At 61.0% G+C, this 14,407-nt stretch carries 15 protein-coding genes; 8 read left to right on the top strand and 7 right to left on the bottom strand.

Going from position 1 to position 14,407, the window contains the following annotated elements; all coding sequences use genetic code 11:
• Positions 1 to 66 precede the first annotated feature (66 nt).
• The 5 genes from pfkA to AACV31_RS18690 all read left to right on the top strand — a co-directional run bounded on the left by pfkA (position 67) and on the right by AACV31_RS18690 (position 4,836).
• Positions 67 to 1,029: a 6-phosphofructokinase gene (pfkA, locus tag AACV31_RS18710; RefSeq protein WP_007703206.1), complete on the top strand. Its 963-nt coding sequence runs from the start codon at positions 67 to 69 to the stop codon at positions 1,027 to 1,029.
• A gap of 165 nt (positions 1,030 to 1,194) precedes the next feature.
• The gene (locus AACV31_RS18705; protein WP_165155080.1) at positions 1,195 to 2,184 is read left to right on the top strand and encodes a sulfate ABC transporter substrate-binding protein; all 990 of its coding nucleotides are present in this window, start codon (positions 1,195 to 1,197) and stop codon (positions 2,182 to 2,184) included.
• A 105-nt stretch (positions 2,185 to 2,289) separates the two neighbouring features.
• Positions 2,290 to 3,057 carry a CDP-diacylglycerol diphosphatase gene (locus tag AACV31_RS18700; RefSeq protein WP_007765458.1) on the top strand — a complete coding sequence of 256 codons (768 nt, stop codon included), beginning with the start codon at positions 2,290 to 2,292 and terminating at the stop codon, positions 3,055 to 3,057.
• A gap of 58 nt (positions 3,058 to 3,115) precedes the next feature.
• Positions 3,116 to 4,420, top strand: coding sequence for an SLC13 family permease (locus AACV31_RS18695; RefSeq protein WP_105581584.1), 1,305 nt, complete (start codon positions 3,116 to 3,118; stop codon positions 4,418 to 4,420).
• A gap of 23 nt (positions 4,421 to 4,443) precedes the next feature.
• A complete protein-coding gene (locus AACV31_RS18690; protein WP_165155082.1) occupies positions 4,444 to 4,836 on the top strand; it encodes a hypothetical protein in 393 nt (130 codons plus the stop codon).
• Here the strand turns inward: AACV31_RS18690 and uraH are convergent.
• Positions 4,821 to 5,231: a hydroxyisourate hydrolase gene (gene uraH, locus AACV31_RS18685; protein ID WP_007765427.1), complete on the bottom strand. Its 411-nt coding sequence runs from the start codon at positions 5,229 to 5,231 to the stop codon at positions 4,821 to 4,823. The genes AACV31_RS18690 and uraH overlap by 16 nt on opposite strands.
• 132 nt (positions 5,232 to 5,363) lie before the next feature.
• Here uraH and hprR point away from each other — a divergent pair, with 132 nt between their 5' ends.
• Both hprR and AACV31_RS18675 read left to right on the top strand, forming a co-directional pair.
• Positions 5,364 to 6,044 carry a response regulator transcription factor HprR gene (gene hprR / locus AACV31_RS18680; RefSeq protein WP_015742920.1) on the top strand — a complete coding sequence of 227 codons (681 nt, stop codon included), beginning with the start codon at positions 5,364 to 5,366 and terminating at the stop codon, positions 6,042 to 6,044.
• Entirely contained in the window at positions 6,037 to 7,398 is a 1,362-nt protein-coding gene (locus AACV31_RS18675) for a heavy metal sensor histidine kinase (RefSeq protein WP_165155084.1), read from the top strand. Before hprR ends, AACV31_RS18675 begins: the two co-directional genes overlap by 8 nt.
• Here AACV31_RS18675 and AACV31_RS18670 read toward each other — a convergent pair whose 3' ends face one another.
• The 5 genes from AACV31_RS18670 to AACV31_RS18650 form a co-directional block, all read right to left on the bottom strand.
• Entirely contained in the window at positions 7,399 to 8,049 is a 651-nt protein-coding gene (locus tag AACV31_RS18670) for a CPBP family intramembrane glutamic endopeptidase (protein ID WP_161589866.1), read from the bottom strand.
• Positions 8,050 to 8,177: 128 nt separating this feature from the next.
• Positions 8,178 to 8,582 carry a (R)-mandelonitrile lyase gene (locus AACV31_RS18665; RefSeq protein WP_165155086.1) on the bottom strand — a complete coding sequence of 135 codons (405 nt, stop codon included), beginning with the start codon at positions 8,580 to 8,582 and terminating at the stop codon, positions 8,178 to 8,180.
• 82 nt (positions 8,583 to 8,664) lie between these two features.
• Complete coding sequence (locus tag AACV31_RS18660; RefSeq protein ID WP_007765418.1) at positions 8,665 to 9,693, bottom strand: alpha/beta hydrolase; 1,029 nt, start codon at positions 9,691 to 9,693, stop codon at positions 8,665 to 8,667.
• A 47-nt stretch (positions 9,694 to 9,740) separates the two neighbouring features.
• Positions 9,741 to 10,787, bottom strand: coding sequence for an NAD(P)-dependent alcohol dehydrogenase (locus AACV31_RS18655; RefSeq protein ID WP_165155088.1), 1,047 nt, complete (start codon positions 10,785 to 10,787; stop codon positions 9,741 to 9,743).
• Between the two features lie 34 nt (positions 10,788 to 10,821).
• Positions 10,822 to 12,003 (bottom strand): MFS transporter, encoded by a 1,182-nt coding sequence (locus AACV31_RS18650; RefSeq protein ID WP_131824862.1) that lies wholly within the window; start codon positions 12,001 to 12,003, stop codon positions 10,822 to 10,824.
• 295 nt (positions 12,004 to 12,298) lie between these two features.
• On the opposite strand from AACV31_RS18650, the gene AACV31_RS18645 reads away from it, so the two are divergent.
• The gene (locus tag AACV31_RS18645; RefSeq protein WP_165155090.1) at positions 12,299 to 13,210 is read left to right on the top strand and encodes a LysR family transcriptional regulator; all 912 of its coding nucleotides are present in this window, start codon (positions 12,299 to 12,301) and stop codon (positions 13,208 to 13,210) included.
• 2 nt (positions 13,211 to 13,212) lie between these two features.
• On the opposite strand, the gene AACV31_RS18640 is transcribed toward AACV31_RS18645, so the two are convergent.
• Positions 13,213 to 14,262 carry a glycosyltransferase gene (locus AACV31_RS18640; RefSeq protein WP_165155092.1) on the bottom strand — a complete coding sequence of 350 codons (1,050 nt, stop codon included), beginning with the start codon at positions 14,260 to 14,262 and terminating at the stop codon, positions 13,213 to 13,215.
• Positions 14,263 to 14,407 lie beyond the last annotated feature (145 nt).

Genomic DNA, 14,407 nt, shown 5'->3' with positions numbered 1-14,407 from the left:
TGTCGCACTTGCGCAGGCGGTTTCCGGCGAAAGTATTCCTTTTGCATTCTACGTTCAGAGGTAGTCATGATTAAGAAAATCGGTGTGTTGACGAGTGGCGGTGATGCGCCAGGCATGAACGCCGCCATCCGCGGCGTAGTCCGTGCGGCGTTGACAGAAGGTCTGGAAGTGTTCGGCGTTTACGACGGCTATCTTGGCCTGTATGAAGACCGCATGATCCAGCTCGACCGCTACAGCGTTTCCGACATGATCAACCGCGGCGGCACCTTCCTGGGTTCCGCGCGTTTCCCGGAATTCCGCGAAGAACATATCCGCGCCGTGGCTATCGAGAACATGAAGAAACGCGGCCTTGATGCGCTGGTGGTTATCGGCGGCGACGGCTCCTACATGGGCGCCAAACGCCTGACCGAAATGGGTTTCCCATGCATCGGTCTGCCGGGCACCATTGATAACGACGTCGCGGGCACCGATTACACCATCGGTTATTTCACCGCGCTGCACACTGTGGTTGAGGCGATCGACCGTCTGCGCGACACCTCCTCTTCGCACCAGCGTATTTCCATCGTCGAAGTGATGGGCCGTTACTGCGGCGACCTGACCCTGGCGGCAGCCATCGCGGGCGGTTGCGAATTTATCGTTCTGCCGGAAGTCGAGTTCAACCGCGAAGATCTGGTCTCTGAAATCAAAGCGGGCATCGCGAAAGGCAAAAAACACGCTATCGTTGCGATCACCGAGCACATCTGCGACATCGACGAGCTGGCGAAATACATCGAAACCGAAACCAAACGCGAAACTCGCGCCACCGTTCTCGGCCACATCCAGCGCGGCGGCTCGCCGGTGCCTTATGACCGCATCCTGGCCTCCCGCATGGGCGCTTACGCCATTGAACTGCTGCTGCAGGGCTACGGCGGCCGCTGCGTCGGCATTCAGAACGAAAAAATGGTGCATCACGACATCATCGACGCTATCGAAAACATGAAGCGTCCGTTCAAAGGCGACTGGCTGGACTGCGCGAAAAAGCTCTACTAAGCCTCTCCTTACACGCCCGGAGCGCTAACGCGGCCGGGCGTTTCTTTTGTCTTCGTTATTCCTCAAAGTTATAGCCAATTTTTTTTTATTCTTTAATCCGCGACGCGCTTTCTGGCACGCTGCTTTTAATGAAATTCATATCTGAATATTTAAAGAGAGCGTGCGATGAATAAGTGGGGCGTGGGCATTACTTTACTGTTGGCTTCGGCAAGCGTACTGGCGAAAGACGTGCAGCTGTTAAACGTCTCTTACGATCCGACGCGCGAATTCTATGAGCAATACAACAAAGCATTCAGCGCGCACTGGAAAAAAGAGACCGGCGATAACGTCGTGGTCCGTCAGTCGCACGGCGGCTCCGGCAAGCAGGCGACTTCCGTCATTAACGGCATCAAAGCGGATGTCGTGACGCTGGCGCTGGCCTATGATGTGGACGCGATCGCCGAACGCGGACGCATCGATAAAAACTGGATCAAACGCCTGCCGGACAACTCCGCGCCGTACACCTCCACCATCGTGTTCCTCGTACGTAAGGGCAACCCGAAGCAAATTAAAGACTGGAACGATCTGGTGAAGCCGGGCGTGTCGGTCATCACGCCGAACCCGAAAAGCTCCGGCGGCGCACGCTGGAACTACCTGGCGGCCTGGGGCTACGCGTTGCATCACAACAGCGGCGATCAGGCCAAAGCTCAGGATTTCGTCAAAGCGCTGTATAAGAACGTCGAAGTACTCGATTCCGGCGCGCGCGGCGCGACAAATACCTTCGTTGAGCGTGGCATCGGCGACGTGCTGATCGCCTGGGAAAACGAAGCGCTGCTGGCCGCCAACGAGCTTGGCAAAGACAAATTCGAAATCGTGACGCCGAGTGAATCTATCCTGGCCGAGCCGACCGTCTCGGTCGTCGATAAAGTCGCGCAGGAGAAAGGCACGCAGGCCGTGGCCGAAGCTTACCTGAAATACCTCTACTCGCCGGAAGGCCAGGCGATCGCCGCGAAAAACTTCTACCGCCCGCGCGATGCGCAAGTTGCGGCGAAATATGAAAGCACCTTCCCGAAACTGAAACTCTTCACGATTGATGACGTGTTCGGCGGCTGGACCAAAGCGCAACAAACGCACTTTGCGAACGGCGGCACCTTCGATCAGATAAGCCAGCGTTAAATACCCCGGCCACAAGGATGTGGCCCGCCTTCTTCACGTAATAAACCCCCGCTCCGACCCGTTTTACGCTACGCTTTGCGTTTTCAGGATTAATAAGGGCGAAGCATGAAGCGAGCGCTGTGTATTACCGTTGCGCTTATTGCCGTACTGGCGCTGGCCGCGCTGGTGGCGTGGCGTCATTTCCTGCCGGACGATCCGGACGTGTTAAGGCGCATCGTGACGCAGCAGTGTCTGCCTGGCGAGCGTGAACGCAAGGATCCGGCGCCCTGCGCCCAGGTGAACCTCCCCGCGGGGTATGCCGTGCTGAAAGATATCAACGGCCCGCTGCAATACCTGCTGATGCCGCTGTGGAAAATCAACGGCATTGAAAGCCCGCTCCTGCTTTCAGATAACACGCCCAACTTTTTCTGGCAGGCGTGGCAGGCGCGCCGCTGGATGAGCGAAAAGCGCGGCAGCCCGGTCCCTGACAGCGCGGTCTCGCTGACCATCAACTCCACGCTGGGCCGCACTCAAAATCATCTGCACATACACATCTCCTGCCTGCGCCCGGACGTACGCGCGCAGCTTGACGCCGCGGTGAACGCCATTGGCAGCCGCTGGCAGCCGTTTCCGGGCAACCTTCGCGGTCACGACTATCTGGCGCGCCGTATCACAGGCGAAGAGCTGTCGCGGCGTTCGCCGTTCCTGATGCTGGCGGAAGAGGTGCCGGAGGCGCGCGAGCATATGGGGCGCTACTCGCTGGCGCTGGCGCCGCTCAAAGATGGCGCGTTTGTTCTGCTTGCCACGCACCGTCAGCTTCTGCAACTGAACCTGGCGCACAGCGAAGAGCTTCAGGATCACGACTGCGCGCTGCTTCACGAAGGCACGCCATAACGTTTACTTAACGTCAGGCGCGCCGTAGACTTGCTGAAAATTTCATCAGGAGACAGGTATGTCCGTCTGGCTTGCGCATCCGCTGCTCTTACCCTCCCTTATTATTCTGCTGACCATTGTGCTCTGGGCGACGTCCCTGCTGCCGGAATTCATCACGGCGCTGCTCTTTTTCGCGGTGGCGATGATAGCCAAAATCGCGCCGCCGGAAGTCCTGTTCGGCGGCTTTGCGTCGTCGGCGTTCTGGCTGGTCTTCAGCGGCTTCGTGCTTGGCGTGGCTATCCGTAAAACGGGCCTCGCGGATCGCGCGGCGCGGGCGCTCTCGGCGCGGCTGACCGATTCCTGGTGGCAGATGGTGGCGAGCGTGGTGCTGCTCAGTTATGCGCTGGCGTTCGTCATGCCGTCGAACATGGGGCGCATCGCGCTGCTGATGCCCGTCGTGGCGGCGATGGCGAAACGCGCCGGTATCGAAGAAAACACCCGCGGCTGGTACGGCCTGGCGCTGGCCGTAGGCTTCGGCACGTTCCAGCTCTCCGCCACTATTCTGCCCGCCAACGTGCCCAATCTGGTGATGAGCGGCGCGGCGGAAGGCTCTTTCGGCATTCACCTCAACTATCTGCCCTATCTGCTGCTGCATACGCCGGTGCTGGGGTTGCTCAAGGGCGCGGTGCTGATTGCGCTCATCTGCTGGTTCTTTCCCGGCAAGCCGCAGCCGCCGCGCGAGCTGCCCGCCGCGACGCCAATGAGCCGTGCGGAAAAGCGCCTCGGCTGGCTGCTGCTGGTGGTGCTGGTGCTGTGGGTCACCGAAAGCTGGCACGGGATTGGCCCGGCGTGGACGGGGCTTGCGGCGGCGGTCATCACGCTTTTGCCGCGCGTCGGGTTTATTACCGGCGATGAGTTCGCAAGCGGCGTCAACATGCGCACCTGCATCTACGTGGCGGGCATTCTGGGGCTTGCGACCACCGTAACCCACACGGGCATCGGCAACGCGGTTGGCACGGCGCTGATACACGTTATGCCGCTCGATCCACAGCGCCCCTTTACCAGTTTCGCCGCGCTCACGGGCATTACTACGGCGCTCAACTTCATCATGACGGCTAACGGCGTTCCGGCGCTCTATACCACGCTTGCGGAGAGCTTTTCGCGCAGCACCGGCTTCCCGCTGCTCTCGACCATCATGATCCAGGTGCTGGGGTATTCCACGCCGCTATTGCCATACCAGGCGTCGCCAATTGTCGTGGCGATGGCGCTCGGCAACGTCCCGGCGCGCGCCGGGATGAAGCTCTGCCTGGCGCTGGCGATAGTCACCTTTCTTTTCCTGTTGCCGCTCGATTACGGCTGGTTCCGGCTGTTAGGTAAACTCTGAAGCAACGCGACGCGGAGGCCATTATGGCGACGATGCATTTTGCGGTCTGGTATTCCACGACGGACGACGTACAGGCGCTGCGGGAGGCGCTGCCCGCGCCCGGCTGCGAACGCCATTTTTTGCAGGATTTCGGCTTCGCGCAGGGGTACGCCGATGACGCGATTGCGCTCTGGTACGGCGCGACGCCTGGCGAAAAAGGGTCGATACACCCGCATAACCCGGCGCTCGACCCGCAATTCGCGTTTTTAACCCGCGCGGCGGGGGAACAGCTGTGCGAGCGCGGCATCAGCGAAATTCGCTTTCTGTACGCGCTGCCCGACGTAGACTACTACGGCGAGACGGAATCCTCGCCGCTGCTCGTCTTTCTCGGCAATATTCTCTGCTGCCCGCCGCCAGGGTTTCAGCTGCCGCGATAGGTGGAGTAGCCGTACTGGCTCAGCAGCAGCGGCACATGGTAGTGCTCGTCGGTGTTATCGATATGGAACACCACCGGCACTTCCGGGAAAAAGCTGGACTGCTTATGCGCGGCAAAGTAATCGCCGGTTTCAAACGTCACGCGGTAGTCGCCCGCGGCGGCAGGCGCGTCTGGCCAGAGCGCTTTGATACGCCCGTCTTTATCGGTCGTCGCCTGGTTCAGCGGCTGCCACGCATTGCCCTGTTTTTTCTCCAGCTTCACCACCACGCCCGGCGCGGGTTTGCCGGTCTGCTCATTCAGCACATGCACGCTCAGTAAATTCGCCGGCGCGGCAAGCGCCAGGCCCGGCAGGGCGAAAAGGGCAGCGGCGGCAAGCGTTTGAAAACGGTTCATCATCATTCCTCCTTAAGTGGTTGTGCGCTCATCCTGCCACCCGCGCGGGCGAAAACGCCTGACGCGAAGATGACAGTTTTGTCATCCAGCGCATCGCCGCTGGGCAGCGCCCGCGTTCTTTGCGAGACTGTCGCCATGAAACTGCTGCTGATTGAAGACAACGATAAAACCCGCGCGTGGCTCGAAAAAGGGCTGCGGGAGGCGGGGCTGGTGGTGGACGCCGTCGCCGACGGGCGCGACGGCCTGCATCTGGCGCTGGAGCACGACTACGCGCTGATCATCCTCGATATCATGCTGCCGGGCCTCGACGGCTGGCAGGTCTTGCGCGCGCTGCGCACGGCCAAAGCGACGCCGGTGCTCTGCCTGACGGCCAGAGATGCGGTAAGCGATCGCGTGAAAGGGCTGGAGCTGGGGGCCGATGATTATCTGGTGAAGCCCTTTTCTTTCGCCGAACTGCTGGCGCGCGTGCGGGCGCAATTGCGTCGTCATACGCCTGCCGCCGCGACGCTGCAGGTGGCGGATCTGACGCTTGATACCGCGCGCCACGCCGCCAGCCGCGGCGGCGAGCGGATCGCGTTAACCCGTCAGGAATTTACCCTGCTGTGGCTGCTGGCAAGCCGCGTCGGGGAAATTCTGCCGCGCACGCTGATTGCCAGCGAAGTCTGGGGCATTAATTTCGACAGCGAAACCAACGTGGTGGATGTCGCCATCCGCCGCCTGCGCAAAAAAATCGACGATCCGTTCCCGCTTAAGCTGATTGAAACCGTGCGCGGCATGGGATACCGCCTCAACGCGCCGGAGCAGAGCGATGCGTAGCCCCTCATTAACGCTGCGCCTGACGCTCATCTTCACGCTGCTGGTGGCGTTCGCCTGCGGCCTCACCGGGGTGTCGCTCTATCGCTCGTTAAGCGCCGAGCTTGTCTGGCGCGACGATCAGACGCTGTTGAACCGCGCCTCCCAGTTGCGGCAACTGCTGACGGACGGCGCCGAGCCGCGCCAGCTGCCGCTCTATTTCAACCGAATGCTGGATACCCGCCAGGATCTGCTGCTGATAAAGCGCGCGGACGGCGAGACGCTGGTGAATATCAACCAGGCGGGCGTCGCGCTGCCGACGCTTGCGCCGGTGCCGCCGGGTCGCGGCGTTAACGAGGAGGCGCTGCACCGCTGGCAGCGGCCCGATGGCGTTTTTATCAGCGCGCTGGCGCTGACGGCACGCGATGACCGCGGCCCGCTCATCATCACCGTGGCGCGCGTGGCGCAGGAGCGCGCGCAGATGCTGGCGCAGTATCGTCGGGAAAGCCTGATGGTGTGCCTGCTGGCGACGCTCGCCGCCGCGCTGCTCAGCCCGTGGCTGATCCGCCGTGGACTGCGCGCCGTCACCCGTCTCAGCGAGGCCACCGCCCGCACCGGCAGCGAGACGCTGCAACAGCCGCTCAGTCTGGAGACCCTGCCGCGCGAGCTGCTGCCGCTCGGCGAGGCGCTCAATACCATGCGTCACCGGCTGGCGGAGGATTTTGCGCGGCTGACGCGTTTTGCCGACGATCTCGCTCATGAACTGCGCACGCCGGTCAACATTCTGCTGGGGCAAAATCAGGTCGCGCTGCAACGCCCGCGCAGCGTGCCGGAGTATCAGAGCCTGCTTGCCGGGAATATCGAGGAGCTGGAGCAGATGACCCGGCTGATTGAAAACATTCTGTTTCTCGCCCGCGCCGATCATCAAAACATTGCGCTGAAGCGCGAAAGGCTGGCGCTTGAGCCGTTTATCCATCAACTGACCGATTTTCTGGAGCCGCTGGCGGAGGAGCAAAACATTACGTTTCGCGTGCAGGCGAGCGGGGCGATTTTCGCCGATCGTCTGCTCCTCCAGCGAGCGCTTACTAACCTTCTGACGAACGCGCTGCGCCACGCGCCTACGGGCAGCGAGGTGCGGATTACCGCCGTTCAGGAGGCGGGCGAAACCGTGCTAAGCGTCGCCAACCAGGGCGCGCCAGTCGAGGAGGCGGAAAAGCTGTTTCTGCCTTTCTGGCGCGGCGATAACGCGCGCGCCACGCCCGGCACCGGGCTTGGGCTGGCGCTCACGCAGGCGATCGCGCGCCTGCACGGCGGGGAAACCACAGTAGACCATGAGGCGGGCTGGAACCGCTTTATTCTGCGGTTCCCGGCGGCCTGATCAGGAGAGCTTCAGCGCCGCCATCATGCCGATAATATTGGTCGCCGAGTGCAGCACGATGGGCGCCAGCAGGCTGCCGGTGTGAATGCGCACCTGGCAGAGAATTATCGAGAAAACAAACAGCCAGACGAAAGTAGTGGGCATCTGGTACTGCGCGTGGCCGATGGCGAAAAACAGCGACGTGCCAACCATCGCGATCGTCTGGCCGGTTTTCCCCCAGCCGATGCCCGCATTCAGCAAAAAGCCGCGGCAGATAACTTCTTCCACCACCGGTGCCAGCAGGCAGATGCAGACCGCCGTGAGCGCAAGGTTAAGGGATGACATCTGCGAAAGCGTCGCGCTCCAGGGCTCCTGCCTGCCGAACAGTCCATGAATGATGGAGAGCGCCAGCAGCGCCAGCCCCGGCAATACCAGCGACTGCACGCTCAGCCCGCCCACAGGCAGCAGGCCGAAGCGCTTCTGGTAGCGCTGCCAGCAAAACAGCGCGAACGGCATCCAGAACATGAAATAGAGTAGCGGCGTGGCGAACCCGGCGCGGTAAATACTCATATAGCCCGGCAGCATCGACACCACCATCGGCAGCATAAACCAGGCCAGCCCGACGGCAATACAAAGCAGCGTATGTTGGAATCTGTCGGCGGGCGCGTTCATCGTGACGTCCTTGTGGTAAAGGAAAGGAGAGCGGGCCGTTCCCGCTGCGGCGGATTATACCTGGCCTTTCCCCGCCGATAAGCTTTTTTGTAAAGGCCTGCGTCAGAAACGCAGGCCGTTGACAATGCTCAACCGCGCTCTATGTACTGCTCGTCGGACACGTGTTCCAGCCACTCCACCACGCTGCCGTCCTGCGCTTCCTGAATCGCGATATGCGTCAGCGGTGTGGTCGGGCTGGCGCCGTGCCAGTGTTTTTCATGCGGCGGGATCCAGACCACATCGCCGGGGCGAATTTCTCGGGCGGGCTCGCCCCAGGTCTGCACATAGCCGAAACCGGCGGTAACGATAAGCGTCTGGCCCAGTGGGTGCGTATGCCAGGCCGTTCGCGCGCCCGGTTCAAACGTGACGCTGCCGCCGCTGGCGCGCGCCGGGGCATTCGCGGGGAAGAGCGGATCGACGCGCACCGTACCGGTAAACCAGTCTTGCGGGCCGGCGTAAGACGCTTGTGAACCACAATGGTAAATATCAGTCATCACTTAACTCCTGTTTTGCGGCGATGAGGCGGCGTTGTGCGCCGAAAAGGGGTGAAGCCGCCCCATTCGTTGTTATTCAAGATTATTTCAGGTTAGCTTTAAAGAACGAGGTCAGCTTCGCGAACGGGATGAGATCGGTACGATCGTACAAATCCACATGGCCCGCGTTCGGCACGACGTAGAGTTCTTTCGGCTGCGCGGCGCGACGATAGGCGTCTTCGCTAAACTCCTTCGAATGCGCCTGATCGCCGGTAATAAAGAGCATCGGGCGCGGCGAAATCGTCTCGATATCGTTGAACGGATAGAAGTTCATAAACTTCACGTTACTGGTAAGCGTCGGGTGCGTGGTGAGCGCTGGCGTGGAGCCTTTCGGCGTAAATTCACCGCGCGGCGTGCGGTAGAAATCGTAAAACTCTTTCTCAATAGCCGAAGTGTTTTCATCAATTTTATGTACGGTGCCGCTGGTATAGCGTGTTTCGCCGCCTGTGAACTCCACCTCGCGCTGCGCTGCCGCGTCGGCAATAATTTTCTGGCGCTGCTCAGGCGTTAATGAATGGTGAAGCGCGTTGCGATTCGCCGAGCCCATGTCATACATGCTGACCGTGGCAATGGCCTTCATGCGCGGGTCGATTTTGGCCGCGCTGATGACGAAGCTGCCGCTGCCGCAGATGCCCAGCACCCCGATGCGGTTTTTATCGACGAACGGACGCGTGCCGAGATAATCCACCGCGGCGCTGAAATCTTCCGCATAGATATCTGGCGAAACAGCGTTGCGCGGCTGGCCTTCGCTTTCGCCCCAGAAGGAGAGATCGATAGCGAGCGTGACAAAGCCCTGCTCCGCCAGCTTCTGGGCGTAAAGATTCGAGCTTTGTTCTTTCACCGCGCCCATCGGGTGGCCGATGATAATCGCCGGATTCCTGGCGTGTTGATTCATCTCTTTCGGCATGAACAGATTGCCGGTGACCTTCATCTGGTACTGGTTTTTGAAGGTCACTTTCTGGCGGGTGACGCTGTCGCTCTCATAAAAGTTATCAGCGCCCCGCGACATATCGGCGGCGCTCGCGGCAAACGCGCTGGCCAGCAGACCTAACAGCAAAGTAAAAGCTTTCATGGTGTTATCCTCAAAAAGGCCGGACGATGGCGCCGCCCGGCTTAGCGTCAGGCCAGCGTGGCGGTATCAATGACAAAGCGGTATTTCACGTCGCCTTTGATCATGCGCTCCCATGCCGCGTTGATGTCCTCGGCGCGGATAAGCTCAATGTCGGCGACGATATGGTGTTCGGCGCAAAAATCGAGCATCTCCTGGGTTTCCGGAATGCCGCCAATCATCGAGCCCGCGATAGCGCGACGTTTGAAAATCAGGTTAAAGACTTCCGGCGACGGATGCGGCGACGCGGGCGCGCCCACCAGCGTCATTGTGCCATCGCGTTTTAAAAGCGCAGTGAAGGCGTCCAGGTTGTGCGGCGCGGCCACGGTGTTCAGGATGAAATCGAAGCTTTTGGCGTGCGCCTGCATTTCATCGGCGTTGCGCGATACCACTACCTCATCCGCGCCCAGCGCTTTCGCCGCGTCGCGTTTGGATTCTGACGTGGTAAACGCGACGACCTGCGCGCCCATCGCGTGCGCCAGTTTGATGCCCATATGCCCGAGCCCGCCGATGCCGACGATGCCCACTTTTTTCCCAGGCCCAACCTGCCAGTGACGCAGCGGCGAATAGGTCGTGATGCCTGCGCACAGTAGCGGCGCGACGGCGGCGAGCTGGGATTCCGGATGGCGGATGCGCAGCACATAGCGCTCATGAACGACAATCTGCTGTGAATAACCGCCAAGCGTATGGCCTGGCGCGTCCGGCGTCGGGAAGTTGTAGGTGCCGATCATATGATCGCAGTAGTTCTCAAGCCCTTCATCGCACTCTTCGCAGTGTTTGCAGCTGTCGACGATGCAGCCGACACCCACCAGATCGCCGGGCGTAAAACCGGTCACTTTCGTGCCGATCGCGGTGACGCGGCCGACGATTTCATGGCCCGGCACGCAGGGAAATAACGTGCCAGCCCATTCGGCGCGCGCCTGGTGAATATCCGAGTGGCAAACGCCGCAATACGCGATGGCGATTTGTACGTCGTGCTCGCCGGGCTCGCGGCGGGTAATCGCCATCGGTTCAAGCGGTTGAGTGGCGGAAAGCGCGCCAATAGCGTTGATTTGCATAACGAAACTCCTCAGTTTTCAGCCGGATTACGGTTCAGAAGTCAGGATGGGCATCCTGTTTTGATGTGATGACTGCCAGCAGGGCCGCCAGCAGCAACAGCCCGGCGCTCAGAAAGAACGCGCTGCGCCAGCCGCTGTGGTCGAAAGCGAGCCCGCCAAGCGTGGAGCCGAACGCGATGGAAAGCTGGACAACCGCCACCATCAGGCCGCCGCCCGCCTCGGCGTTGTCGGGCAGCGTCCGGGCGACCCAGGTCCACCAGCCCACGGGCGCGGCGGTGGCGACAAGCCCCCAGCCGCACAGCAGCGCCGCGACCAGCGACAGGTTGTGGCCAACTCCCGTCAGCGCGACGGCAATCACCGCCATTAAAAAAGGGATAGCGATAAGCGTCCGGTAGAATCCCGAACGCAGCGCGCCGCCAATCAGCAGCGTGCCGCTAAACCCGGCGGCGCCGATTGCCAGCAAAATGAGCGACAGCGTGGAAACATTGACGCGGGTGACGGTCTCCAGAAACGGCCGCACGTAGGTAAAGAGCGCGAACTGGCCCATGAAGAAAATCCCGCAGGCCGCCATGCCCGCGATCACCCGCGGCTGGCGCAGCGCGCGGCCCGGATGCGCCTTGTGCCCCTGCGCAGGCATCGCGGGCAGGCTTCGCCATTGCCAGATAAAGGCGATCAGCGCGACCGGCGCCAGGCAGAAGAACGCGCCGCGCCAGCCGATAACTGCGCCGAGCCAGCTGCCGAGCGGGGCGGCGATAACCGTCGCCAGCGCGTTGCCGCCGTTGAAAATCGCCAGCGCGCGCGGCACCTGATGACGCGGCACCAGCCGAATCGCCGTCGCGGCGCTGAGCGACCAGAACCCGCCGATCGCCACGCCGATCAGCGCGCGGCCCGCCATATAGGTGCGGTAATCGGGCGCGAGCGCGATGATGACGCCGGACAGCGCCATCAGCAGCGTCAACCCCAGCAGCAACGCCTTGCGGTTGAGATTGCCGGCGAGCCGTGACAGAAACAGACTGGTCAGCACCGCCAGCGCGCCGGAAATCGCGATCCCCTGGCCCGCCAGCCCTTCGCTGACGCCTAAATCACGCGATACCGGCGTCAGCAGGCTCACCGGCATAAATTCCGAGGCCACCAGCGCAAAGGCGCACAGCGTCATTGCCAGCACGCCGCTCCAGTAAGCGCGCGGCCGGGTGTCATCATGGGTTGTGGTCGTCATTGTCAACAGGCCCTGTAGCGTTATACGTAATGGTCTGACGCGCTGCATGGGGCGCACGCCAGCGCAGGCGCCGTGAAAACGCGGCGCATGGCTGAAAACCGTGGTGTTATTGGGGGCCAAAATCGGGCGCAGCCGGTGTTTCGCCCCCGTAAAGAGAAGCGGCGCGTAAGCGTGCATCGCAAGGTCAGAACGGATTGTTGCTGAAAGTTTTACACGGGTACGGTAGGGTGACTAGCTAATGAATACTGAACACCGTTATTAGCATGGCTAATAAATAGAGGCGGGAACACGGGCGATGAAACGCAACCTGAACGATCTGTTTTCATTTGTGACTGTCGCGCGTGAGGGCAGTTTTACCCGCGCGGCGGCACAGCTTGGCGTGACGCAGTCGGCGTTAAGCCAGGCGATTGCCGGGCTGGAAAACCGGCTGAAGTTACGTTTGCTGACGCGCACGACGCGCCGTATTTCGCTCACTGCCGCGGGCGAGCGTTTGCTGGAGGCCATCGGCAACCGGTTTGATGAAATTGAAGCGGAGCTCGATATGCTGAGCGCGCTGCGCGATAAGCCTGCCGGAAAGGTGCGCATTACCTGTGACCCGCATGTGCTGCACGCGCTCTTGTTGCCGAAACTCACGCCGATATTACGCAATTATCCGGATATTCAGCTGGAGTTTGACGCGAACCACGGTTTTCGGGATATCGTCGCAGACCGCTTCGATGCGGGCGTGCGCCTGGGCGGCACTATCGATAAAGACATGATTGCGGTGCCGATTGGCCCGCCGATGCGGATGGCCGCCGCCGCGTCGCCAGCGTACTTCGCCGCGCATCCGGTGCCGCAAACGCCGCACGATCTGGTGCATCACAACTGTATTAACCTGCGCATGACCAGCGCGGGCGGGCTGTATGTCTGGGAGTTCGACGATAAGGACGGGCCGGTGAATGTGCGCGTTGACGGCCAGCTGATATTTAACACGTCATCGCATATTGTTCATGCCGCGCTCGACGGGCTGGGCATCGCGTTTCTGCCGGAAGGGGAATTCGACGATCATTTAAATGCCGGCAATCTGGTGCGCGTGCTGGAGGCGTGGTGTGCGCCGTTTCCCGGCTATTACCTCTATTATCCCAGCAGAAAGCAGCCTTCTCCGGCCTTTTCGCTAGTGGTCGAGGCGCTGAAAGAGACCGGAAGCCGGAAAGCGAAAAAGGCGTAGCGTCAGGTGCTCAGCCGGGCCAGGCCTGCCCGCGCGGGCGGATAGTCGCCGCACTCCTCATAACAGGCCTGCGCATCCGCCGTCATGCCGGAGATTTCAAGAATTACCCCGATGTTGTACCAGGCCTTAAAACTGGTCACGCCCGCTTTGCTGCCCTCCGGCATACGGGTGCAGTGTAGAAAGGTGTCCACTGCCGCCTGTAGCTGGCCGTTGTTCATCAAAATCAGCGCCTTAAGAAACAGAAAATCGGCGGAGGCATACCAGCGTTCGTAATCGAGAATGCTCAGGGCCGCCGCGTAGTCGCCCTGATTAATCAGCGCATAGCCCAGCGTTTCGACCAGCTCTTCGACATACTCCAGCGCCACATTCGGCTCATAACTCAGCGCGTTGCGAAACGCGTCTGTCGCCGGGGCGTAGTCGCGTTTGAGAAAATGACTTTTGCCAAGCTGAAACCAGAGATACGGATCGTCCGGCTGCGTCTGCAACGCGCGCTCCAGCAGGCGGATATTGCGGGTGATTTTATCCGTCTCCTGCAACACCGCTTTTTTATAGCCGACGTGATCGAGCGTCACGGGAACCGGGAACATGTCGCCCGGCGCGTGGCCCTCGCGCGGCGTCACCTGCTCGTGGATCACGCCCTGATAGTGATAACGCGCTTTCGGGAACAGGCGCGACACCCGCTCGCGCAGGGTGGTTACCCCGTCGCCTTCATCAATGTAGTTAATTCGCTCCACGCGCCCGACGCCGTCCGGGTGCGCATGGATAAGCGCCTGTAGCGCCGGAATATCTACCGCCGTGATGGATTCATCGGCATCAATCACCAGCACCCAGTCATAACGGGCGTACGCCAGCGAGGCGTTGCGCGCCGCCGCGAAATCGTCCACCCACGCGAAGTCATACACCTTGTCGGTAAAGCGCCGCGCGACGGCTCTGGTGTCGTCCTGCGAGCCGGTATCGACAATCACGATATCGTCAAAATGCGCGGCGATGGAGGCCAGCGTGTCGGCAAGATGTTTTGCCTCGTTTTTCACGATCATGCAGATGGAAATCATAGCGTCAGGTTCAGGCGGCTTCGGGGAATTCACGATACCAGAGGTATCGGCGGCGGGCGGCAATTTTTTAGCGGTGCCTGCCAGCGCGTCAGCGCCGTCTATTATTAACTCTACGTTATAAAAAAAGCCGCGCGGTATCGCAGCG

This window comes from Cronobacter sp. EKM101R (assembly GCF_963888145.1).
Taxonomy (GTDB): domain Bacteria; phylum Pseudomonadota; class Gammaproteobacteria; order Enterobacterales; family Enterobacteriaceae; genus Cronobacter; species Cronobacter turicensis.
This window is presented reverse-complemented; position numbering and strand designations above follow the sequence as displayed.